This window comes from Aquamicrobium zhengzhouense (assembly GCF_016124105.1).
Taxonomy (GTDB): domain Bacteria; phylum Pseudomonadota; class Alphaproteobacteria; order Rhizobiales; family Rhizobiaceae; genus Aerobium; species Aerobium zhengzhouense.
Genome location: NZ_JADGMQ010000005.1, coordinates 189,876 through 213,063, shown reverse-complemented (window position 1 = coordinate 213,063; position 23,188 = coordinate 189,876). Strand labels below are relative to the sequence as shown.

The window sequence follows — 23,188 nt, the reverse complement described above, 5'->3', positions numbered from 1 at the left end:
CGTCAATGCCAACAAAATGCGCGTCCATCTTGTCCCATCCTTGTCTAAACGGGCTTCGTTTGCAGCGGCCCAGGCGACTGTTCGGGTTCGATGGAACGGCGGATGTGGACCCTTGCTCCCCCACGGGCTTGGTGTCCCCAGGTGGCTGCGGCCTCGCATCCGCCACCGCACCAACAATGATAGCAGATGCGGCGGGATTTAACTTACAAGGTGGCACGAAGTGCCGGAGGGGGAAAGCGTGAGCGTTCGCGTTTCGCAAGACACCGATCCGCGGCACCTGCCACTGGGCCAGCCCGGCGCGTGTCGCCGCTATGGCTGGAACGCGCGCAGTGCAATGTGCTTTATGCACTCAAGCTCGCGACGTCATGATGGCCGTCGGGTGTCTGTGACGCAGATGATTTCTGCGTCTCGCATGTGGCCGCGGCTTGTGAGGCGGTGCTACCGGCGGGCCAAGCCAAAGAAAAAGGCCGCGCATGGCGGCCTTTTGGTCTCGACTATTCGTCGCCCATCTTGAGGGCTTCGATGAAGGCGGTTTGCGGGATTTCGACCCTGCCGAACTGACGCATGCGCTTCTTGCCTTCCTTCTGCTTTTCCAGAAGCTTGCGTTTTCGCGAGACGTCGCCACCATAACACTTGGCTGTCACGTCCTTGCGCAGCGCCGAGATGGTCTCGCGGGCAATGACCTTGCCGCCAATCGCTGCCTGGATCGGGATTTTGAACATGTGCTTGGGGATCAGGTCCTTCAGCTTCTCGCACATGACGCGCCCACGCTTTTCCGCCGCCGAACGGTGCACCAGCATCGACAGCGCGTCGACCGGTTCTTCGTTGACGAGGATCGACATCTTGACGAGGTCGCCCTCGCGATAATCGGTCAGCTGGTAGTCGAACGAGGCGTAGCCCTTCGAGATCGACTTGAGGCGATCGTAGAAATCGAACACGACTTCGTTGAGCGGTAAATCATAGGTCGCCATGGCGCGCTTGCCGACGTAGCTCAAATCCACCTGAATGCCGCGACGTTCCTGGCACAGCTTCAGGATCGCGCCGAGATAATCGTCGGGCGTCATGATCGTGGCGCGGATCCACGGCTCCTCGATGCGATCGATCTTGACGACGTCCGGCATGTCAGCCGGATTGTGCAGTTCGATCATCGAGCCGTCGGTCATGTGCATGTGGTAGACCACCGACGGCGCGGTCGCGATCAGGTCGAGATTGAACTCGCGCTCCAGCCGCTCCTGGATGATCTCAAGGTGCAGCAGGCCAAGGAAACCGCAGCGGAAGCCGAAGCCGAGCGCTGCCGACGTTTCCATCTCGAAGGAGAACGAGGCGTCGTTGAGGCGCAGCTTGCCCATCGCGGCGCGCAGATCTTCAAAGTCGGCGGCGTCCACCGGGAACAGTCCGCAGAACACAACCGGCTGGGCTGGCTTGAAGCCTGGCAGCGGCGCTGATGTCGGACGCTTGTCATCGGTGATGGTGTCGCCGACGCGCGTGTCGGCCACTTCCTTGATCGAAGCGGTGATGAAGCCGATCTCACCTGGTCCGAGCTGGTCCACCATGACCATTTTCGGCGTGATGACGCCGACGCGATCCACGCTGTACTTGGCGTTGGTGCCCATCATGCGGATCTGCTGGCCCTTCTTCAGGGTGCCGTCGATGATGCGGACGAGAACGATGACGCCGAGGTAGGTGTCGTACCAGCTGTCGACCAGCATCGCCTTCAGTGGCGCGTTGATCTCGCCTTCCTTGGGCGCGGGCAGCTGATGGACGATGGCCTCAAGCACATCATCGATGCCGATGCCGGTCTTTGCGGAAATCAGGACTGCCTCGGAGGCGTCGATCCCGATGACTTCCTCGACCTGCTCACGCACGCGGTCCGGCTCGGCGGCGGGCAGATCGACCTTGTTGAGAACGACGACGATCTCGTGATTGTTGTCGATCGCCTGATAAACGTTGGCGAGCGTCTGCGCTTCCACGCCCTGCGAGGCGTCCACGACGAGGAGCGAGCCTTCGCACGCTGCCAGCGAACGCGAGACCTCATAGGCGAAGTCGACGTGGCCGGGCGTGTCGATCAGGTTCAGCACATAGTGCTCGCCGTTCTTGGCATTGTACTCGAGACGAACGGTGTTCGCCTTGATGGTGATGCCGCGCTCGCGCTCGATGTCCATGGCATCGAGCACCTGCTCCTTCATCTCGCGCTGTTCCAGCGATCCCGTGTTCTGGATCAGCCGGTCGGCAAGCGTGGATTTGCCATGGTCGATGTGGGCGACGATGGAGAAATTACGGATGTGCGAAAGAGGTGTGCTCATACCCCGCGCTTTAGCAGGGGAGCAATGGGTTAACAAGCGTTTGCGAAGCACAGAGGACCTCGTCGCATCAGAAGGCCGGACGAAATGCGACGCCAGCCAATCCGCGGTGCATCCACGCAAAGAACAGGCGGCGAATTGCACTTTTTGGTTGCATAGGCAAATTTACAACCGATAATTGCAGTTGCGGCTTAGGTGCCGTCCGCCGCATGGCGATGATGGGGAGGGGCAGCTGTGGATGCCGAGACTTACATCGTGCGCTGGAGCCCAGGCGAAGGAGGAGCGGAGCGCTCGAACCAGGCGATGAGCATGTGCGAGTTTTGCGATGTCATTTTGGTCGCGAGGCCTGACCCCGCTGGCGCCAGCCGTGAATTCAATGACTATGTGTTTGAGCGCGCGGTGCGGCGGCGCGACAGCGACGGGGTGACCTCGTACCGGCGCATCGACCTCTACAAGCGCGGCTGCTTCATTCTTGAAGCCAAGCAATCGAGAATGCCGGGAGCGCGTAATGCGCTGCCTCCCAGGCAATCCGGCGCAGGCGATGCGGGACGAGTAAAGCAGGGTATGCCGTCATCTTGGGACGTGATGATGCGCAATGCACGACGACAGGCGGAGCAATATGTATTTCTGCTCGAACCTGATCATCCCGCGCCGCCCTTCATCCTCGTCTACGATGTCGGCAATGTTTTTGAAATATACGCCGATTTCTCGGGGACGGGGCGCGGCTACACTCACTTCCCGGACAGAAATCAATACCGCATTTCCATTCATGAGCTCCGCCGGCCGGAGATAAGGGAGTTTTTCCAACGTATCTGGACTGACCCGTACAGTCTGGACCCCGCTCGCAGGAAAGCACTCGTCACGCGGAAGGTTGCGGGAAGGCTTGCGGTGGTGAGCAAGGCGCTTGAGCAAGACCATCACCCTGAGGAAGTCGCGCTGTTCCTGATGCGCTGCATCTTCTGCATGTTTGCCAGCAGCGTCGCTCTTCTGCCCAAAGGAAGATTCGTTGCCCTGCTTGAAGAATGCCAGAAATCTCCGGCGGCGCTGGTTCCGCTCCTCACTGAACTTTGGACCAAGATGGATACCGCCGATCGCGCGGACAGATTCTTCGCTTATTTTTGCGGTAATGTGAGGCACTTCAATGGAAACCTGTACCGTAATCCCCGTGTCCTGTCCCTAAGCAGCGAGGCTATTGGCGAACTCATTGCTGCCGCCGAATTTGACTGGATTGATGTCGATCCCGCAATCTTCGGGACACTGCTTGAACAGGCTCTGGAGCCAGACGAACGTCGCAAACTGGGTGCGCACTACACGCCGCGTGCCTATGTGGAGCGTCTGGTCGAAGGAACGATTATGGAGGTCCTACGAACAGAATGGGCAACGGCAGTAAAGCTCGCAGAAGATGCGACAGAACGTGGAGATGGCCGGGAGGCCATCAACATCGTTCAAGCGTTCCACCGGCGGCTGTGCGCGCTACGCATATTGGACCCCGCCTGCGGAACCGGGAACTTCATCTATGTCAGCATGGAGCTGATGAAGCGGCTTGAAGGTGAAGTGCTGGAGATGCTGGCGCAGCTTGGTGTCAGCGATGCGCTGGGACTGGATTTGCTAACCGTCGGACCGCATCAATTCCTTGGTCTGGAAGTGAACCTGCGTGCCGCTGCGATTGCAGAACTCGTAATCTGGATTGGCTACCTGCAGCAGCATTACCGCACGCGCACCGGTCATCCCAGCGAGCCCATTTTAAGAGCGTTCACCAACATCAATTACGGTGCTCGATCCGGGTACGATGCTTTGATTTCCTGGGATGATGCGCCCGAGATCGCAGTTGTCGCGAAAGATGGCAAGCGATTTGAAACCTGCCCAAATTCCCGCCCAAGCGCATGGCCAAAAGCCGACTTCATTGTTGGCAATCCCCCCTATATGGGCGGTAAAGATCTTCGCTCGCGTCTAGGCGACGCCTATGCCGAAGCGCTTTGGAAAGCATATCCCCACATGAACGAGAGTGCAGATCTTGTCATGTATTGGTGGGACCGGGCAGCTGAAGCTCTCACACGAAAGGGGACATCACTCAAGCGCTTCGGCTTTGTTACGACCAATTCAATATGTCAGGTTTTTCAGCGGCGGACGGTTGAGCGCCATCTCGGTGGGAAGAAGCCGGTCAGCATCGTGATGGCCATTCCAGATCACCCTTGGACAAAAGCCAGCAAGGAAAGCGCAGCGGTTCGGATTGCGATGACCGTTGTCGAAGCGGGGCGGAAACCGGGAACCAGATACACTGTAATCGATGAGCGCGATCTCTCATCCGACGCACCGAGAATTGAATATGCTGTGAAGGCCGGTCCGATTAACTCGGATCTTTCGATCGGGGTCAATCTGAACGAAGCGAAGGAATTGCGGGCCTCGGTGGGAATCTGCTCGCGGGGTGTACAACTCATGGGCGACGGGTTCATCGTGACGCGGGAAGAGGCTCGCAGTCTTGGTGTTGGCAATGACAGTTCCATCTCAGGCCATATCCGCGCCTACCGAAATGGCAGCGACCTTACTGGCCACTCCCGCAACAAGCTGGTGATTGACCTTTACGGCCTGACGGCAGGACAGGTCCGGCATGACTTTCCGATGCTTTATCAACATCTGACGGAGCGTGTCCGGTACAGTCTCGGCCCTGACGGTCAGCCGCGAACGGACAGACGAGGGCGACGACTTGGCCGAGAGTGGAACAATCGCCCGACCTACCGAAGCAAATGGTGGCTCTTCGGCGAGCCGCGCAGAGAATTGCGGGAGGCGCTCGAAGGCTTGCCCCGCTACATCGCGACCGTTGAGACGGCAAAGCACCGGGTTTTCCAATTCCTGAATGCGGAGATTTTGCCGGATAACAAAATCGTCTGCATCGCGCTCGATGACGGTGCAGATTTGGCGATACTTCATTCCAACATTCACGAACGTTGGTTTCTAGCAAATTCAGGAATGCTCGGTGTCTATGATAGGGAAGCAGTTTATGTGAAATCCCGCTGCTTCGACCCATTCCCGTTTCCCGATCCGTCGAGCGAAATTCGGCGCCAGCTTCGCAATGCAGGCGAAGAGCTTGACGCGCTGCGTAAGCGCGCTCTGCACGACAATCCAGATCTGACGCTGACTGGTCTCTACAACGTGCTCGAGAAGATAAAATCCGACGTGGCGCTGACCGCCAGGGAGGAAGACGTTAAACGGCGCGGGCTCGTCGTCATCTTGCGCGAGTTGCACGAGACCATCGATGCTCTGACTGCCGAAGCGTACGAATGGCCCCACGATCTTGGGGATGAAGAGATCGTATCTCGCTTGGTCGCGCTCAATCTGGAACGGGCGAAGGAAGAAGCGCAGGGCAGCGTCATGTGGCTGCGGCCGAGCTATCAAGTACAGCGCTTCTCCAAGCAGGGGAGCAAGAACATGGAACTTGAGGTAACTCCTGCTGCGACAACGGTCGATGACCGCAAACCACCCTTCCCAAAGCAACGGGACCTTCAGCTTCTCGCCGTCGAAGCCGTCATAAACAGCACCTCTACTGGAACAGATGCTGTATCGATCGCGCGTTCGTTCCAGAATGGCGGACGGAAGATTGAGGCGCGTGTTGCGCAGATGCTGATGAACCTGTCGATCTACGGCCATATCCGGGCCACGCCCGATGGCCGGTTTGTCGGAAAATGAGGGGTGGTTCGTTCCCTGTCACGGTCCCCGATTAATCGCGATTTTTCGCGGCGGCTGACCAGGTGCCAAGATGCTGGTAGAGCGTGTCGCGCAGCCAGCGAATGTCGCCGTTGAGTTCTTCGAGGCGCTGTTGAGAACTACCGGAAGCGGCGGTAAGCGCTGAGCCAAGGGAGCCGACTTCACGCTGCAATGCCCGCCCCTTGTCGGTCAGCGCGACCACGACCTGACGCTCATTTAAAGGGTTGCGCGTGCGGCGTAGAAGACCCGCAGCTTCGAGGCGCTTCAGAAGCGGCGTTAACGTGCTGGATTCCAAAGCAAGTTGAGAAGCGATGCCGCCGACCGTCTGCTCGTCCTGGCGCCATAGAACATTCAGGACAAGATATTGCGGATAGGTCAGACCTATCTGGTCGAGCAGCGGCTTGTAGAAGCGCTGAATCGCCATTCCCGCAGAATAGATCGCATAGCAAAGCTGATCATCGAGTGGCGCAGGCCCCCTTGCCTCATTCCCCATTGTTGAACGCCTTTCCTTCCGTCGGCCTCACAACCGCGCTGCTCACCGCAATCTCATATTGCGATAAGTGTTATTTTAGAGCGGTGATGCTGTACCCGCTTCCGTACGGGAAGTCCGGGGGCTTCGCAACAGGGCAATGCCGCTTCCGACCACGATGACGCAGCCGATATAGGTCAGCAGATCAGGCCGCTCGTTGAAAACGAAGATACCCAGTGCGAAGGCGAAAAGCAGGCGGGAATAGCGGAACGCAGCGACCACCGAAATGTCGCCGCTGCGCATCGCCCGCGTCAGGGCACCATAAGCGATGCAGCCAACTGCGGTGGTCAGTGCCAATAGAGCCCAGGCACGCGCCGTCGGCCAGACAGCTTCGCCCGACCATGCAAGTAGGATGAGGCCCGAGACTGACAAGACGGAAAAGCCGAGGACGCCAAGCTGAGCCGTTGTCATGGAGACAGGGCTTGCTCGGGTTGCAAGATCGCGCCCGGCAAAGCCAAGTGTTCCGAGGACAGCGAAGATCGAGGCAGGTTCGAAGCCGTCTACCCCTGGCCGCAATATGAACAGGACGCCGACAAAACCGACGGCAATTGCGGTCCAGCGTGACAGGCCGACTTTCTCGTTAAAGAAAAGGACCGCGCCCAACGCCACGATCAGGGGCGTTGCCTGTAAGATCGCCGAGACGCTGGAAAGTGTCGTGAGCGCGATGGCGACGGAATAAAACAGACGGCCGCAGATTTCGCTCAGCGAGCGCAGCAGCATCACCGGGGAGGTGATCGCCGGATGAAGCGCCGGCTGCGATGACGCGCGCGCAATCAAGGTGAAGACGAGCGTGCCAGCAATCCCGAAGATCAGGATTGCCTGACCAACCGGCACCTCCTGCACCGCAGCCTTCAGCGCCATGTCTTCGAGTGCAAAGCAAAACATGGCAAGCGTCATGAACAATGCGCCGCGATAATTATCTGACATGAAGAACCTGACTGATCCGGAAGCCCTTCAGGGGTAGCCGGGGAAACGCCCGCCAGCAATAGGCGGGCCTCGGTCAGTCCTATGCCGCTTTGTCGGACCTCACCATCGCAGACATCAGTTTTTGCAGGGACAGGCTGCCGATCGGTGCGCCATCTGCGGAGACAACGGTCAGCCGGTCGCTGCCCGCAGACAGCATTTCACGCGCGGCGTCTTCCAGCAGCGTTCCCTGCATAATGGTGACGCCACCTTGCGGCACCTGCCCCTCATGCAGCGGCGTCATGATGGTGTCGACCTGAACGACCTTGCCGCGGTTGACGTGTTCAACGAAGCTCATGATGTAGTCGTCGGCCGGTGTCAGGACGATCTCCTGCGCGGTGCCTTGCTGGATCACCTCGCCGTCACGCAAGATCGCGATGCGGTCGCCAAGGCGCAGCGCCTCGTCCAGATCGTGGGTAATGAAGACGATTGTTTTGCGGATCTCCTTCTGGAGTTCAAGGAGGATCGTCTGCATGTCCACGCGGATCAGCGGATCAAGCGCGGAGAACGCCTCGTCCATCAGCAGGATCGGCGCGTCGTTGGACAGTGCGCGGGCAAGGCCAACGCGCTGCTGCATCCCGCCCGAGAGCTGATTTGGATAGCTTTTTTCAAACCCGCTGAGGCCCACTCGTTCGATCCAGTGCATCGCCGCATCGACCTGGCGGTTGCGCGGCACACCTTGGATCTCGAGGCCGTAGACCGTATTTTCAAGGACGTTCCGGTGAGGCAGAAGCGCAAATTTCTGGAACACCATCGCGGTCTTGTGACGGCGGAACTCTCGCAGTTCGCGCGGCGACATCTTCACGACATCTTCGCTGCCCACCAACACTTCGCCGCGCGTCGGGTCGATCAGCCGATTGATGTGGCGGATGAGGGTGGACTTGCCGGAGCCTGAAAGGCCCATAATGACCTGAATGCAGCCGGCGGACATCGAGATGTTGATGTCTTTCAGGCCGAGGACATGACCATGCTTCTCGTTGAGCTCACTCTTGGTGATGCCCTGGTCGAGAAGCGGGGCCAGCTGGTGAGCATTGGGGCCGAAGATCTTGGACAGGCCCCGGATCTCGATGCCGTGATCGTTGCGCATGTCAGCCATGAACAATTTCCAGATGCTTTTGGAGCCGCTTGCCATAGGCCTGGCTGACGCGGTCGAAGATGATGGCAATGCCGACGATGGCGAGGCCGTTAAATACGCCGAGGGTGAAATACTGGTTGTTGATCGCGCGCAGCACTGGCTGGCCAAGCCCCTGAACGCCGATCATCGACGCAATCACCACCATGGCCAGCGCCATCATGATGGTCTGGTTGATGCCGGCCATGATGGTCGGCAGCGCCAGCGGCAGCTGGACGTTCTTGAGCTTCTGCCAGCTTGAGGATCCGAAGGCATCTGCAGCCTCCAGCACATCACGGTCGACAAGGCGGATACCAAGATTGGTCAGGCGGATGATGGGCGGGATCGCGTAGATGACAACGGCGATGAGGCCGGGAACGCGGCCGATGCCCAGCAGCATGACCACGGGAATGAGATAGACGAAGCTTGGCATCGTCTGCATCACGTCGAGGATCGGGTTGATGACGTTGCGCACCCGGTCCGATTTCGCCATCAAAATTCCAAGGGGGATGCCGACGGCAATGGCGATGACCGTACAGACGAAGATCATCGATACGGTCCGCATCGTGTCTTCCCACATGTCGAACATGCCAATGAGGAAGAGGGTGACAACGCTGCCGAGAACGATCCAGATGCTGCGGCTTGCGAACCAGGCAATCGCGGCAATGACCAGCAGGACGATCGGCCAGGGCGTGTTGAGCATCAAACGCTCGGACTGAATGAGAAAGATGCGAAGCGGATCGAAGAACGCTTCCAGCATGTCGCCATAGCTTCGCGTGAAGGTGCGGAAGCTGTCGTCGATGGCGCGTCTCAGGTCGCGCAGGAAGTCATCGCTGAGATGCGGGAACGACCAGAACCAGTCCATTGCTTTCCCCTTGGTGCCCCACCGGCCCATAGAGCAGGGGCCGGACCTTTCACGTCAATGCAAATGCTGACAAAAATGGCGGCGGTTCGCGCATGCACGCTCCGCCGCCAGTGCAATCGGGTCAGAGAGCTGCCTTGATCTTCTCGGCAACTTCCGGGCTGACCCACTTCGTCCAAAGCTCTTCATTGTTCTGGAGGAAGTATCTGGCACCGTCCTCGCCGGTGGCCTGGTTTTCCGTCATCCACGCCATCAGCGCGTTGACCGTGTTGTTCGACCAGGCGCGGGTGTTGAGGTAGCCCATCACGTCCTCGCCAGCGCGCTCGGCAAATTTCGGTGTCACCAAGGTCTGGACCGTGTCGACCGGCCAGTCGTTTTTCTGCGGGTCAGGGCAATCTGCAACCGTGTTGCAACGGTTCCACTCATCCATGTTCTGCTCGGCACCGTGCTCGAGCTTGACCATCTCGTAGCGGCCAAGAAGCGCGGTCGGAGCCCAATAATAGCCGAGCCATCCCTGCTGACGCTCGTAAGCACGGGCGATTGAGCCATCGAGGCCCGCCGAAGAACCGGTATCGACGAGGGTAAAGCCGGCTTCTTCACCGCCATAGGCCTTGAAGAACTGGGTGGTGACGACCGTGCCGCCCCAGCCTTGCGGGCCATTGTGAACCGCGCCCTTGCTGGAGTCTTCGGAGTCCGGGAAAAGGTCCGGGCGTTTCAGCGCGTCTTCGATCGTCTTGATGTCGGGGTTGGCGTCGGCAATGTATTTCGGGATCCACCAGCCCTGGACCGCGCCGTCGGACAGGGCGACGGCTGCCTTGATCAGCCGGCCTTCCTCAATGCCCTGGTTGACGACTTCCGGGATAAGGTCGATCCAGCCTTCAGGCGCAATGTCTGGATCACCCTTTTCTACCATCGAGGTGACGGTCGGCACCGTATCACCCACGATGATCGAGGCGTTGCAGCCATAGCCATTGTTGAGAATGAACTGGTCGAGGCTGGCGAGAACCTCCGCGCTCTGCCAGTTCATGCTGGCGACCGTCACGTCGCCGCATTCTGCCGAGGCAGTGGTCGCGCCCATCACGCCCAATCCCAGTGCAAGGCAGGTCGTGGCCAGAAGATGCTTCATCATGAAATTTCCTCCCTGCGGTGCCTTCATCACAACTGCCCGCGGTACCGCTTACGCGGACAGTCGAACCCGAACCGGACGCAATTTTGCGTCCCGCTGCCCCCTCAGGCAGCGTTAACCAGCAAATTTGGCATGCGCGATGCCGGGACCTTGCGCGCGGGGGCTTCCTCCAGCCACCCCGGCACCGTTTCCATGCGCATGTTGCGGGTCTCCTGAGGCGAGCAGTTGAACGTCTCGCGATAGCAGCGTGAGAAGTGTGACGCGGACAGGAACCCGCTGGCAATCGCGACCTCGACGACCGGGATCGACGTCTGCAACAGGAGCAGACGCGCTCGCTCCAGTCTCAGCTTGACGTAATAGCGCGCTGGCGAACAGCCCATCTCGGCACGGAAAAGACGCTCGATCTGACGGCGCGACAGGCGCGATGAGGTCGCCAGACGATCGATCTGGATCGGATCGCTGAGGTTGTTCTCCATCTTCTCGATGAGTTCTTTCACCGCCGGGTGGATATCGCCGACCCGCTTGGCAAATGGCAGACGCTGACGCTCGGTAGCGCAACGCACCCGGTCTACCAGGCCCCGTTCGCAGATACCCGCAACCACGGCATCGCCATAGTCCGCCTTCACGATCTCGGACATCATGTCGAAGGCGGCAGTGCCGCCCGCGCAGGTATGGACCCCGCCATCGGCATCGAACAACCGAAGCGAAACCTGGCTCGAGCGGAACTGCTCGGTGAAACCCGGGAAGTTTTCCCAATGGATTGTACAGCGGCGGTTTGCCAAGAGACCTGCGCGAGCAAGGATGTGCGCGCCGGTGCAGAGGCCAGCTACCGCAACACCGCGCTGGCGGCATTCGCGCAGCCAGGCATCGAGAAGCCTGTCCGTGTGTTCCTCAACATGATGACCGGCGCAGACCAAGGCCATGAACGGCCGTTGCATGCTGGAAAGAGCTGCTCGTTCGGCGGCGACGGAACCGTCCACATCAAGGCTCAGGCCGCAGCTGGAGCGCACCTTGCCGCCGTCAGCCGACGCAAGGCGCCATTCATACACGTCTTCGCCCAGAGTCTCGTTTGCGAGACGAAGCACCTCAACAGCAGAGGTAAAGGCGAGCATTGTGAAATCAGGCACGAGATAGAAAACAAACAGACGTCGAGTCTTCTCCAACCTGTCCATGTCAGTTCCCCTGACGGCGTCCCTGATGGCGCCGTTTCTGTAACTTTTTTTGAAGTATTGACGCAGCGTACGCAGATGCAAAGAATGTCTGCGACATTTGGGCGGTACAAATGAGACGGCGACTATGAAAGCATCGCTTTCTGTTCATCCCCACAAGGCAGGCGAGGCAGAAAGTCTGCCACGTCTCAACGTGGGCTTTGTTCTGTGCTGGCGATTTACCCTCTGCGCCTTTGCAAATTTTGTCGATGTGCTGCGTCTTGCCGCCGATGAGGGTGATCGCAGTCGTCCGATCCACTGCCGATGGAAGGTCATCGCCCCCAACATGCAGCCAATTCCGTCCAGCAGCGGGGTTGAGATCCAGCCGCAGGAAACGTTCGGTGATCCCACGCGCTTCGACTACATCGTGGTGGTGGGAGGCCTGCTTGACGAGGCAGATCGCAACGCGGACCAGATCGACGCCTTCTTGCGACAGGCAGCGGCCGCAGGCGTTCCGCTGGTGGGGCTTTGTACCGGCACTTTCATTCTGTTTCGCGCAGGCCTGATGAATGGCCGGCGAGGCTGCGTCAGCTGGTTCCACCACAAGGAATTTCTGTCGCAGTTCGACGGCCTTACACCCGTTTCGGACCAGATTTTCGTCATCGACCGCGACCGGCTGACTTCAGCGGGGGGAGCAAGCACGGCCCATCTCGCCGCATTCCTGATTGAGCGCCATATCGGCCGCGCACCTGCCACCAAGAGCCTTCACATCATGATGATCCCGGAGGCTGAAACAGGAGATACACCCCAACCGGGGCTCACCCTCGACATCAGGGCCAGCGACCCCCTCGTTCACAGGGCGCTCTTATTGATGCAGCAATGTATCGACATGCCCGTTTCCATCGAGCAGATCGCCAAGCAGCTGAATGTCGGAAAGCGTCGGCTCGAACGACATTTTCGTGAGGCGCTGTCCTGTTCGCCCTTTGCGGCCTTCATGAATATGCGCCTGTCGCTGGTGCACCACCTTCTCGAAAACAGCGACAAGTCGATCGCGGAAATCGCCGCCGAATGCGGCTTCTGCGATTCCTCGCATCTGTCGCGCATGTTCCGACGAAAATTTCAGGTCAGCCCGCAGGAGCTGCGCAAAGCACGCCCATCGCTGGCGGCCTAGACATAGGATCTTTGAGCGCCGCATGAGCGCGTGGCAGGCGGCTAAACTAGCTGTCGTCGCGACGGCTGCCGAGGCCAAGGCCCAATCCCATACCGCCGCCGCCGGCCATTCCGCCACCACCACCCCCGCCGCCGCCACGGCCACCTTCGCCACCGCCACCTTCGCCACCGCCACCGCGCGAGCGACCGCCAGAGGAGGAAGGACGGGTCGGGCCTTGCGAGGGAATTTCAATCGAAGCTGGCACCGGAGCGAGATCGAGCGCATCGCGGATGAAGTCGCGAAGCGAAACGACAAGCTCGTCCGTATAGACGGGCTTTCCCGCGACAAGATCGCGGGTCGCTTCTGCCGCAAGCCTTACCTGCTCTTCGGTGCCAAGGAGAATGATATCGGCGAGAGCGGCTTCCACTGCGTCGCGAATACGACGTGGGCGATCAAAGCTGGTATCCGGAAGAACCAGGGCTTCCTCCTCGACTTCCTCGCCCTCGATCTCGGCCTTGCGCCGCAGGTCTCGCAAATGCGTTGGATCAACGCTCAGCGTGCCCGTGAAAGAGCCGCCAAGGGTCTTGTACGCTGCAATCAGCGTCTTCAGCCGTTCATTGATCTGCCGGTTGGTGCGCTGCTGCTTTTGCTGGATCGTGAACATCATGACAAGGCGGATGCCCATGCTGATCAAGGTGAACATCGCGATGCCAAGAAGCGTGAAAAGCACGCCCTGCCATGAGCTGAAGTCGAAAAATCGCATGGCTACTCTCCTTCGTCCTCAAGCTTGATCTGCATGAGATCACCCGCCAGCGCCTTTTCTTTCGACAGGAGGCCCGCATCCTCCAGCGCTTCATAGTCCGGCATGTCGCGGAGCGATGCGAGACCAAAATGGCTCAGAAAGGCCGCCGTGGTCACATAGGTGTAGGGTGCGCCGGGCCGTGGCGAACGCGGACCGTAGCCGATGAACCCGAAGCCTCGTAGCGTTGAGATCAGGTCCCGCGAGATTTCGCGGCCAAAGAAGGTCGACAGCTCCGAGCGTGTGATCGGCTGGAAGTAGGCAATCGTCATCAAGACCAACGCCTCTGTCTGGTTCAAATCGACCGCTTTCTCCACCGCGCCGCTGACAGTGCGAATTGCATCCGCGTAGGAAGGCCGGGTCCGGTGCTGATAACCACCTGCCACTTGGACGATGTCATAGGGCCTGCCGCGTAGCTCTTCACGGATGTCGTCGATGACGAGGTCGATGTTGCAGTTGCGTCCTACCACGCGGGCAAGATCGACACGCGGGACTGGCTCGCTGGCGGCAAAGATGACGGCTTCGACCCGGTTCATCCATTCGCGCCAGCGCATCTCGGGAGGCAGATGCTCAAGCTCGGGATCAAAAAGTGACGCGCTCTGCCCCTTTTTCCTTGTCCCGCGAGCCGACATGCTCAGACCCCGTAAATCCGGAACGTGCTGCGCCCCGTAAGCTCACGCAGCACGCCAAACGCTATCAACCGCTCAAAGATGCGATGCATCCCCCAGCGCGTGATACCAACGATTGGCGTGGAAGCCGTCAGCGAATCCTCCGACAAGAGTTTCTCGACAACAGCTCCGGAGGCCTTGGCGCGCAGTTCGGGCGCTGCCTCAAGGAGACGCTCTGACTTGCGGCCAAGATCGATGGAAAGATCGATGGCACGTATCGCGGCACACGCATAGGCGGACAAAAGTTTGATACGACGCTCTTCCCGAATGGGTGCCGGCTCTTCCGAAATGGCGCGAGTGAAACCGCCCCGTGCAACGTCCGGGGCGATGAGCGGCACGGCCCGTTCCCATCCGAATGCGCGCGCGAGAATGAGGTCGCTGACGAAAGGTGCGGCCTCCGGGACTGCACTATGGCGAAGGACGAGCTCAAAGCTGTCGATCGTTTGCGAGATCGCGCCCGCGTTCGCATTGTCTGCCAAAGCGTCGGCAAGAACTGCGACTGCGTCATCATCGCGCCTGCCAAAGCGCTGGAACTGCGTCGCAAGGGCTTCGGGCAGCAAACAGTCTTGCGGGGGCAAGCTGACAGCGTCGCGCCATGCCAATAGCATCTCACCCGCCGGCCCAACGGAATCTCCGTTTCGCGTCAGGTGAATTGCGTCGCGCAAAGCCTCTTCATCCTCGAGCCGGCCAATGCGGCGGACAGTCGTGGCAGCGCTGGCAAGCGCAAGGCGCTGGCGCCAGAGACCTGCCCAGATCTGACGACGCCGGACCAGATGGTCGAGCGCACCCAGCGCGGTTCCAGCAATAAAGCTGGCCTCCTCAAGGCTTGCGGGCGAGCGGGATGCGTCGCGCAGCCAGGCGGGCACTGGCGCGACGGGATGTTCGAGCGGGCCCGGGAGCGGCTTTGGCTTCCGACGCCGGCGCGATGGCTTCTGGTCTTCTGGAATCATTGAAGCCAGAATCGACCATGGCGGCGCTTCAGGCAATGATAGGCTGGCAATTGCGCCGCGATGCGCACAGCAATCTGCACCAGCGACGGCCAAGGCGTCGAGAGGGGCTGCTCGCGGCATCTTTCTCGCCCCGCTCGGGGATATTTTCGCAGGCCGTCTTGTTTTCGACAACAATTTCCTTTATCTAGAGCCTATCGATCTTGCTTGTTGAACTTTGTCTACGGCGTTTATCGCCCACTACGATCTTCCTCTTTCAAATCGATCTCACCGCCTGTCGCGCTGTTGTGATAGGGAAAACTACCTGACTATTTGAAAAGGAAATCGTCATGGCTACTGGTACCGTTAAGTTCTTCAATGCAACCAAAGGTTTTGGCTTCATTCAGCCGGATGATGGCGGCGTAGACGTTTTCGTCCACATCTCCGCTGTTGAGCGCGCAGGCATGCGTACCCTCGTTGATGGCCAGAAGATCAGCTTCGACGTTGTAGCTGACCGTCGCAGCGGCAAGAACGCCGCCGACAACCTTCAGGCTGCCTAAGGATTGCAGCTCTGATCTTTGACCACGGATGTACTGGCACTGATCATCGAGTTGCAGGAGAAAGGTCGGGTTCGCCCGGCCTTTTTGTTTTTCTGGACAGAAAGGTGACTTTATGACCCAGCCCCTCACCGAACATTCCCTCTTCAAGCCGCAGGCAAGCAAAGCCCAGACGAAGGCTGACCTCACGGACACGGCAGCACGTGCAATCATCGGCGAAGAGGCTAAGCTGCGCGATGCGAAAACCGCGCGACTGCGCGAAGCACGCCTTGCACGCGAAGCAGAAATTGCAGAGGCCGAGGCCGTTGAAAAGCCCGTACCGGCCGCAAAGCGGCGTACCATTCGCAAGGGCAAGTAAAGCCTCCGCACTTCCCCCGTACGTCAGGCCATGTGGCAAGCAACGAACATGCTCCTCGCCTATTGGCGGGAGGACTTCTAGACTATTTCTGATCCTCGTTGAGCAAGGATCTGTGTGGACCAATCCGTTGCCTCGGCAAATGGATGAAAGGAGGATTTTGATGTCTTCCCCGCAGCAGCACCTTTCTTCAGATGATATGTCGATGATCATGCGCGTCCATGCGGCGGTGTGTGATGAAACGGGCCTAATGCAAAAGGGTGCAGAAGGTCTGCATCTCGCCAGCCTTTTGGTGCATGAATTTCAGCGCGGCGTCACTTCCGAAGATGAGCTTAAACGCATCATCATGGCGCGTCGAACGCTGATGGCAACCGATACGTTCGGCACCTGACCAGACGGGAACGCTCTTTTAGAACCTCACGACAGCTCGCCCTTTGAGGGCCGCTCACCGGGCTGTGCGCTCTGACCTAAAATGTGACCGTGATCGCGCGCGGAGACGCGTTGCGGACCTTGCGAAGCGAGTCTCTCTCTGGTCACCTATAGAAGGCGGAGATTGCCTTGATTCGGATACTTTCTGCCTGCATGGCAGGCGGGAAAACTGATTTGCTGGAGACTGGCGATGACTGCCACCCATAATATCGTAGAACTGAAGCCCCGCATTACCGTGGTCGGCGTGGGTGGTGGCGGCGGCAATGCCGTCAACAACATGATCACGCAGGGCCTGGAAGGCGTCGAATTCATCGTCGCGAATACCGATGCGCAAGCTTTGGGCATGTCGAAGGCAGAGCACCTGATCCAGCTTGGTGCGCTGACGACTGAGGGCCTTGGTGCAGGATCGCTGCCGGAAATCGGCTATGCGGCTGCAGAAGAATCGATTGGCGAAATCATGGACCGGCTTGCCGGTACGCATATGTGCTTCGTCACCGCCGGAATGGGTGGCGGAACCGGAACCGGCGCGGCCCCGGTTATTGCACATGCTGCTCGCCAGGCAGGCATTCTCACCGTCGCCGTTGTCACCAAGCCGTTTGTTTTCGAAGGCACGCGCCGCATGCGCGCTGCGGAAGAAGGCATTGAACGCCTGCGCCAATGCGCTGACACCGTCATCGTCATTCCCAACCAGAACCTCTTCCGCGTCGCCAATGCGCAGACCACCTTCGCCGATGCGTTCGCCATGGCGGACCGGGTCCTCTATTCAGGCGTGCGCTGCATCACCGACCTGATCGTCAAGGAAGGCCTCATCAACCTGGACTTCGCGGACGTTCGTTCCGTGATGCGCGACATGGGCCGCGCAATGATGGGGACGGGCGAAGCCAATGGCTCGGGCCGTGCCATGGCCGCAGCCGAGGCTGCAATTGCCAATCCGCTGCTCGATGAAGCATCGATGGGAGGTGCGCGTGGCGTCCTCGTCTCGATCTCCGGCGGACCGGACATGACGCTGTTCGAGGTCGATGAAGCGGCTACTCGTATCCGCGAAGAAGTCGACGCCGATGCCGACATCATCGTCGGTGCGATCTTCGACCAGACGCTGGAAGGCACGTTCAAGGTGTCTGTCGTCGCCACCGGCCTGCGCACGTCCGACGAGCGCGCGACGGCGGCCCCACAACAGCAGCAGCAAACGGCCTGATCACAAGCTCGGTCCCTGGACTTACGTGCAGGGCGACAACACAAAGATCGGCGCGAAGTTGAAAATGCTCGCGCCGAGTGCTGCCAGCGCGGCCCAATAGGCTGCGCGCAGCAGGAATTGGTCCCGGTGATTGTGCAGCAGACGCACAAGAAGAGCGATCGCACCCAAATGTATCGTCAAGATCGCTGACATCTGCAGGCGCTGCAGCGTCACGCCCGACAAAATCTCAAGCTCCTGCCAGCCATATGCACAGCCGACGGATTGCATCGCGTAAAGCGCAACGAAGGCGGCGGCCCAAATGGTGAAACCCGCTGCCAGTAGCAGCAGCGTTCCACCGCCGATCTTCTTTCCGCTCAAGGTCTGGCTCGTCATGACCGAGGCCCTTCTGCATGGCTGGCAAGGAACGCGAAGAGGAACGTCGCCAGAAGCGAGATGATGGCGGTGACAGCTGCATAATAATGCCAAAGTTGAGCGATCCGCAGATCAAGGCTGCGCAGCGCAGACAGGTAGCCCCCATGCCACCGCCACAGCCCATGCAGTGCAAGGATCACGCCGATCCCTGCGTGGATTGCTGCGTAGATCAGGACCACGAAGATCACCGCCAGATGAGCGTGAGCCGTCGGATCCGGCACCTGCAGCGCCATCAGGAGGAAGGTGGCAAAGCCGGCTGCTTGAGCAACGCCAGCAAGCCTCAGCATGACAATTGCAGATCTCTTCTGCCGCAACGCAGACACCGCGAGCCGGCCGGACAAAGAAGCGCCAATCACCATCATCGCTGCAAAGAGTGCGATTGTCAGCGAAGGTTGAGCGACAAGAGGTGGTGGCCATGCCGGAGCAACCAGCCACAAGAACAACCCGCCGAACAGAAGCGAAGCAAAGAGCGTCGCATCTGCTGCGCAGACAAGCACCATCGCCCACCAGGATGGCGGCCTTTCGGTTTGCCAATGCGGAGGAAGGACGAGGCCCCTGCCTGCCTCCAGCAGCGCGCAATCCCGCCGCGAGCCCATGCCTGAAGCCCATCCAAGCAACGAGCCGACGACCAGTGCGAGGACAAGCAGCGACGCCCAATAAAACTTGAAAAGCAGGCAAAGCACGAAGGCGCAGGTCAGCACCCCGCTGATCAGCGGCTTGTAGGTGCGATTGGGCAGGACGATGACTTCACCCGGCTTGCCGGTTGCCATGTCGACACCGAGCGTTTCCATCCAGCCGTTGCGAGCGAAGGGAAGGTAGCCCTTTCCAGCGGCAAGGTCAGTCCCGAGACTGTTCGGGTCAAGCCGGTCTGCGCGATCCTGAACCTGCGGCAGAGAGGCGAATGCATAGGCAGGAGGGGGCGTAGGCATAGCCCACTCCGCAGTTCTGGCGCCCCAGGGATTGCGCGGTGCCGCCGTGCCGAACCTGACCTGAAGCACCAGGTCCACGACGAAGAGAGCAAAGCCGGCGGCCATGACAAAGCCACCGATCGACGAGATTAGATTGAGCCAGTCCCAGCCTGCCTCCGCCGGATAGGCGTCGATCCGGCGCGGCATGCCGCGAAGCCCCGTCAGGTGCATCAGGAAGAAGGTGAGGTTGAAGCCGCCAAAGATGAGCCAGAAGGCAGGGATCGAAATCTTGTGATCGCTGACGCGGCCAGTGAAATGCGGCAGCCAGTAGTAGGTCGCCGCCATCATAGGAAAGACAAAGCCGCCGACCAGCACATAGTGCAAATGCGCGACGACAAAATGGGTGTCGTGCGCCTGCCAGTTGAACGGGACCATCGCGACCATCACCCCGGTAAGGCCGCCAAGCACGAAGATGAACAGGAAGCCGCCGAGATAAAGCATGGGCACGTCCCAGCGGGGGCGTCGTCCCTGCGCCAGTGTCGCGATCCAGGCAAAGATCTGCACGCCTGTAGGGATCGCTACGAGGCCACTTGCAGCAGAGAAAAAGGCTAGCGCCAGATGTGGAATTCCCACCGTGAACATGTGGTGGACCCAAAGGCCAAAGGAGAGGAACGCAACGGCGACGACGGCAACCACGATCGCGGTGTAGCCAACTAGTTCATGTCTGGCGAAGGTCGGGATCATCATCGAGATCGCGCCTGCTGCAGGCAGGAAGATGATGTAGACCTCGGGGTGGCCGAACAGCCAGAAGAGGTGTTGCCACAGAAGTGAATCCCCCCCACGTGTCGGATCAAAAAACGGCAGGTCGAAAGCGCGCTCGAGTTCAAGCAGGATCGAGCCGAGGATCAGCGGTGGGAAGCCGAACAGCATCATCATGGCCGTGATGAGAAGATACCAGGCCATGATCGGCATGCGCTCGAGGCTCATACCGGGCGCACGCAATCTCAGGATGCTGACGATGATCTCGATGGCGGCCGATAGCGCGGAGATCTCAACGAAAGTGATGCCGAGCAGCCAGATGTCATTGTTGATGCCGGGCGAATAGGTCGACGAAGAGAGCGGCGTGTACATGAACCAGCCGCTGTCGGGCGCAGCGCCGAGCAACAGCGCCACGATAAGGATCGAGCCGCCGAAGAGGTAGCACCAGAAGCCGTAGGCCGAGAGGCGGGGGAAGGCGAGATCGCGCGCGCCGAGGATCTTGGGCAGGAGATACATCGCGAACCCTTCGAACATCGGGATCGCGAAGAGGAACATCATCACCGTGCCGTGCATGGTGAAGAACTGGCCGTAGAGTTCCGGGCTGACGAAGGCCGTAGAGGAGGTGGCAATCTGGACGCGGATCAGCATCGCCAGAAGACCGCCAATCGCGAAAAAAACAAAGGCGGTGATGATGAACCGTTTGCCAAGTGTCGTATGGTTCACCGCCGAAAGGCGGGCCCATCCCGGCGGCGTCTCCCAGATGGCGGTGAGCTCCTTGTGCAGTCGGATCGGATCGGGCTTCCGGTCGAGACTCATGGCCGCAGCTCCGCAGATTGTGCGGGAACCGAATAGAATTCTTCTCGCGACACTGCCTCGACCGTAAACGGCATCACCGCATGGCCGGTGCCACAATATTCAGCGCAAACGCCACCATAGGTGCCGGGTCGGTCGGCGCGGAGTCGGATGACGTTGGTGTGCCCCGGAATGGCGTCGAGCTTGCCGCCGAGGCGCGGAATCCAAAAGCCGTGGATGACGTCCTCGCTGGTAAGCGCGAAATCGACGTCCTCGCCAACCGGGATGCGCACCTTGTTCGCAGTACTCTCTCCACCCGGGTATCGAAATTCCCAGTTCCATTGGCGGGCGGTCACGTCGATGCGCAAGGGCATCTCCTCGCGTGGCGTTGCGAGCAGGCGCTCGCCAAGCGCAAAGGCTGCAATGACCAGGATGGTGAGGATCACGGTCGGGACGATCAGTCCGCCCCACAAGATGGTACGACGCGCACCGAAGGACGCGACGACGGCAGGGCGAAGAATAGCCAGCGCCGAAATGGCCAGGACGGCGAGAAAGATCACCGCAGCCCCGATCAGCATCGACCACCAAAGGGTGGCAGTGCCTCGAGCCGCAGGACCTTCCGGCTGAAGTGCAGACAAGGGACCAGCACAGGCCGCAAGGCTGATGATTGACACGATTGCCGCAGAACTCCGGAACCATGCGGCGACCAAATCGCTTCTCGCTCGAGAGGGAGATCTTTCATGAGCGAGACCAGAACCAGCGGCCACAACCCCGTCATCGAGAAAGTTGCAAGCAAGCCGGTGGAATCGGCAGTTGCTGTTGCCGGACATCCCTTGCATGCGATGAGCGTGCATTTCCCCATCGCCTTTGTCATCGCGACGCTTGGATGCGACGTGTTCTATTGGTGGAGCGCCGATTCGTTCTGGCTGCGGGCTGGCGTGTGGGCAGCAGGATTCGGTTTCGCTGCCGGCGTGGCGGCCGGGATGATTGGCACGGCCGAATTGCTGCTGGTTCCGGGCATTCGTGCGCGCGTCGCCAGCTGGACCCATGCCCTTGCGGCGATGATGCTGATTTCGATTGCCGGCCTCAATTGGGGACTTCGGCTTGCCGATCCCGATGTCGTCCTGCCGCATGGCTTGATGCTGTCGGTGCTGGCGAGCGTCTTCACCGGACTGGCGGGTTGGCATGGTGGCAAGCTGGTGTTCGATCACGGCGTCGGCCTCATCATCTCTGAAAAGGATTGAGGTCGGCGGCGAGCCTTTTCAGTCCGCCGGGTTCATTCAAGATTTCGGGCATGAGATTGGGCAGGTCCGGTTTGGCGAGGACGACGAGAAGAATGGAGCCGACAATCGCGCTGGTAAGCGTGGTTGCGGCCGCGGAACGCCAGAGCGGATAGGTCTTGCCGACCTCAAAAAGGCGGATGATGATGAGGCCGGTGAAGACGTGAAGCAGCACCATCGCTCCGACAAGGAGAAGCTTCAGCGAGAACCATGGCTCGAAGGCTGCACGCAGGAAGATCAGCGCCGTGCCACTTGCCACCGCCACAAAGGCGGCGGGGGAAATGATCACCACATAGAAAAAGCGGACGAGCGCCTGAAGCCTGTGCCTGGATTCATCGTCAGGCACCTGGGCGCGCCGGACATAGAGAGATGGCAGAGATATGAGCCCGGCGCTCCAGATCGCTATCGCGGCAAAGTGGAGGAGCTTCAGCCAGATCATCGAGTGGCCGATGCGCGATGTCGGTCCAGCGACCGTGTCGCCAGAAGCGCGGCCGCAACCATGTAAGGCAGCGCGGCAGGCACCCACATGATGAGGCCTGAAAGCTGCTGATCGGCATGCGGCGTCAGGCCGAAGGGAAGCGTGGTTGAAAAATGCGCCTGATAGAGTGGCTCACGCGCAAATGTGAGGAGCGCCCCCAGCATCCCCATCTGAACCAGCGTCGCGAGAAGCGCGAGCAGAGCCGACGCCAATTGCGTTTGCGGCGAAAGCACACGCTGCCATAGCAGAAAAGCGCTCCCGAGCAGAGTTACCTGCATGGTCCAGTACGGCAAAGCCGAGGCAATCGCGAAATCGTAGACGGGCGGGGCGTGCCAGAGCCAAACGATCAGCGCGTGGATGGCGACGAGGAACTGCAGAGACAGCTTGTTTGGCCGAGGAAACGCCAACGCAAGAAGCGGGGCGACGATGGCGATGAGAATAACGTGGTGCGCGACCCGAGCGGAAAACAGCGCCACCGTCAGGGCGCAAAATGGTGACACGAAGAGGATCAGAAAGACGCCGAGAGCGGCAGCGAGGGGCAGGCTTCCATCGCGTCTGCCGGACGACAGAAAAAGACACAGAAGCGCGCATGACATCGACAAGGCGACGACGTCGAAATTCCATGCCGTGGCCAGAGAGTGCGGCTCCGGTGCCGGTCCACAATAGGCTTGTGCCATCCGTTTCTCCCCTCGCTCCTTTGGGGAATGGCGAACGTTTCAATATGTTCCCAAACCGGTGCC

22 protein-coding genes are annotated in these 23,188 nt (G+C 59.8%); 7 read left to right on the top strand and 15 right to left on the bottom strand.

What is annotated here, in order from left to right; all coding sequences use genetic code 11:
- Positions 1-494 precede the first annotated feature (494 nt).
- Positions 495-2,303, bottom strand: a complete 1,809-nt coding sequence (gene lepA, locus IOD40_RS10070; protein ID WP_198476408.1) for a translation elongation factor 4 — start codon at positions 2,301-2,303, stop codon at positions 495-497.
- 231 nt (positions 2,304-2,534) lie between these two features.
- On the opposite strand from lepA, the gene IOD40_RS10065 reads away from it, so the two are divergent.
- Complete coding sequence (locus IOD40_RS10065) at positions 2,535-5,984, top strand: class I SAM-dependent DNA methyltransferase (protein ID WP_198476407.1); 3,450 nt, start codon at positions 2,535-2,537, stop codon at positions 5,982-5,984.
- A gap of 31 nt (positions 5,985-6,015) precedes the next feature.
- Here the strand turns inward: IOD40_RS10065 and IOD40_RS10060 are convergent, their stop codons facing one another.
- From IOD40_RS10060 to IOD40_RS10035, 6 genes are all read right to left on the bottom strand, one after another.
- Positions 6,016-6,495 (bottom strand): MarR family winged helix-turn-helix transcriptional regulator, encoded by a 480-nt coding sequence (locus IOD40_RS10060; RefSeq protein WP_198476406.1) that lies wholly within the window; start codon positions 6,493-6,495, stop codon positions 6,016-6,018.
- Between the two features lie 75 nt (positions 6,496-6,570).
- Positions 6,571-7,458, bottom strand: coding sequence for a DMT family transporter (locus tag IOD40_RS10055; protein WP_233713919.1), 888 nt, complete (start codon positions 7,456-7,458; stop codon positions 6,571-6,573).
- Between the two features lie 79 nt (positions 7,459-7,537).
- Entirely contained in the window at positions 7,538-8,590 is a 1,053-nt protein-coding gene (locus IOD40_RS10050; protein ID WP_198476405.1) for a quaternary amine ABC transporter ATP-binding protein, read from the bottom strand.
- Positions 8,583-9,470, bottom strand: a complete 888-nt coding sequence (locus tag IOD40_RS10045; RefSeq protein ID WP_198476404.1) for an ABC transporter permease — start codon at positions 9,468-9,470, stop codon at positions 8,583-8,585. Before IOD40_RS10045 ends, IOD40_RS10050 begins: the two co-directional genes overlap by 8 nt.
- Positions 9,471-9,591: 121 nt before the next feature.
- Positions 9,592-10,593, bottom strand: coding sequence for an ABC transporter substrate-binding protein (locus tag IOD40_RS10040; protein ID WP_198476425.1), 1,002 nt, complete (start codon positions 10,591-10,593; stop codon positions 9,592-9,594).
- A gap of 104 nt (positions 10,594-10,697) precedes the next feature.
- The gene (locus IOD40_RS10035; protein WP_198476403.1) at positions 10,698-11,765 is read right to left on the bottom strand and encodes a GlxA family transcriptional regulator; all 1,068 of its coding nucleotides are present in this window, start codon (positions 11,763-11,765) and stop codon (positions 10,698-10,700) included.
- Between the two features lie 124 nt (positions 11,766-11,889).
- Here IOD40_RS10035 and IOD40_RS10030 point away from each other — a divergent pair, with 124 nt between their 5' ends.
- A complete protein-coding gene (locus IOD40_RS10030; RefSeq protein WP_198476402.1) occupies positions 11,890-12,912 on the top strand; it encodes a GlxA family transcriptional regulator in 1,023 nt (340 codons plus the stop codon).
- 46 nt (positions 12,913-12,958) lie between these two features.
- Here the strand turns inward: IOD40_RS10030 and IOD40_RS10025 are convergent, their stop codons facing one another.
- Genes IOD40_RS10025 through IOD40_RS10015 form a run of 3 tightly spaced genes read right to left on the bottom strand, consistent with a single transcriptional unit; the run spans position 12,959 to position 15,428 of the window.
- The gene (locus tag IOD40_RS10025) at positions 12,959-13,654 is read right to left on the bottom strand and encodes a hypothetical protein (protein ID WP_198476401.1); all 696 of its coding nucleotides are present in this window, start codon (positions 13,652-13,654) and stop codon (positions 12,959-12,961) included.
- A gap of 2 nt (positions 13,655-13,656) precedes the next feature.
- The gene (scpB, locus tag IOD40_RS10020) at positions 13,657-14,322 is read right to left on the bottom strand and encodes an SMC-Scp complex subunit ScpB (protein ID WP_198476400.1); all 666 of its coding nucleotides are present in this window, start codon (positions 14,320-14,322) and stop codon (positions 13,657-13,659) included.
- A 2-nt stretch (positions 14,323-14,324) separates the two neighbouring features.
- Entirely contained in the window at positions 14,325-15,428 is a 1,104-nt protein-coding gene (locus IOD40_RS10015) for a DUF1403 family protein (RefSeq protein WP_198476399.1), read from the bottom strand.
- A 206-nt stretch (positions 15,429-15,634) separates the two neighbouring features.
- On the opposite strand from IOD40_RS10015, the gene IOD40_RS10010 reads away from it, so the two are divergent.
- The 4 genes from IOD40_RS10010 (at position 15,635) to ftsZ (ending at position 17,820) form a co-directional block, all read left to right on the top strand.
- Positions 15,635-15,844, top strand: a complete 210-nt coding sequence (locus IOD40_RS10010; RefSeq protein ID WP_198476398.1) for a cold-shock protein — start codon at positions 15,635-15,637, stop codon at positions 15,842-15,844.
- 112 nt (positions 15,845-15,956) lie between these two features.
- A complete protein-coding gene (locus tag IOD40_RS10005) occupies positions 15,957-16,199 on the top strand; it encodes a hypothetical protein (RefSeq protein ID WP_198476397.1) in 243 nt (80 codons plus the stop codon).
- A 160-nt stretch (positions 16,200-16,359) separates the two neighbouring features.
- Positions 16,360-16,587: a hypothetical protein gene (locus tag IOD40_RS10000; protein WP_198476396.1), complete on the top strand. Its 228-nt coding sequence runs from the start codon at positions 16,360-16,362 to the stop codon at positions 16,585-16,587.
- A 228-nt stretch (positions 16,588-16,815) separates the two neighbouring features.
- Positions 16,816-17,820 carry a cell division protein FtsZ gene (gene ftsZ, locus IOD40_RS09995; protein ID WP_198476395.1) on the top strand — a complete coding sequence of 335 codons (1,005 nt, stop codon included), beginning with the start codon at positions 16,816-16,818 and terminating at the stop codon, positions 17,818-17,820.
- A 21-nt stretch (positions 17,821-17,841) separates the two neighbouring features.
- Here the strand turns inward: ftsZ and IOD40_RS09990 are convergent, their stop codons facing one another.
- Genes IOD40_RS09990 through coxB form a run of 3 tightly spaced genes read right to left on the bottom strand, consistent with a single transcriptional unit; the run spans position 17,842 to position 21,364 of the window.
- Positions 17,842-18,192 carry a hypothetical protein gene (locus IOD40_RS09990; RefSeq protein WP_198476394.1) on the bottom strand — a complete coding sequence of 117 codons (351 nt, stop codon included), beginning with the start codon at positions 18,190-18,192 and terminating at the stop codon, positions 17,842-17,844.
- Positions 18,189-20,714, bottom strand: a complete 2,526-nt coding sequence (ctaD, locus tag IOD40_RS09985; RefSeq protein ID WP_198476393.1) for a cytochrome c oxidase subunit I — start codon at positions 20,712-20,714, stop codon at positions 18,189-18,191. Before ctaD ends, IOD40_RS09990 begins: the two co-directional genes overlap by 4 nt.
- Positions 20,711-21,364 (bottom strand): cytochrome c oxidase subunit II, encoded by a 654-nt coding sequence (gene coxB / locus IOD40_RS09980; RefSeq protein WP_325099702.1) that lies wholly within the window; start codon positions 21,362-21,364, stop codon positions 20,711-20,713. Before coxB ends, ctaD begins: the two co-directional genes overlap by 4 nt.
- A 66-nt stretch (positions 21,365-21,430) precedes the next feature.
- On the opposite strand from coxB, the gene IOD40_RS09975 reads away from it, so the two are divergent.
- Positions 21,431-21,934: a DUF2231 domain-containing protein gene (locus IOD40_RS09975; RefSeq protein ID WP_198476391.1), complete on the top strand. Its 504-nt coding sequence runs from the start codon at positions 21,431-21,433 to the stop codon at positions 21,932-21,934.
- On the opposite strand, the gene IOD40_RS09970 is transcribed toward IOD40_RS09975, so the two are convergent.
- Together IOD40_RS09970 and IOD40_RS09965 are read right to left on the bottom strand one after the other, a co-directional pair.
- Complete coding sequence (locus tag IOD40_RS09970) at positions 21,915-22,409, bottom strand: CopD family protein (protein ID WP_198476390.1); 495 nt, start codon at positions 22,407-22,409, stop codon at positions 21,915-21,917. The genes IOD40_RS09975 and IOD40_RS09970 overlap by 20 nt on opposite strands.
- Positions 22,406-23,125 carry a cytochrome c oxidase assembly protein gene (locus IOD40_RS09965; RefSeq protein WP_198476389.1) on the bottom strand — a complete coding sequence of 240 codons (720 nt, stop codon included), beginning with the start codon at positions 23,123-23,125 and terminating at the stop codon, positions 22,406-22,408. Before IOD40_RS09965 ends, IOD40_RS09970 begins: the two co-directional genes overlap by 4 nt.
- Between the last annotated feature and the right edge of the window lie 63 nt (positions 23,126-23,188).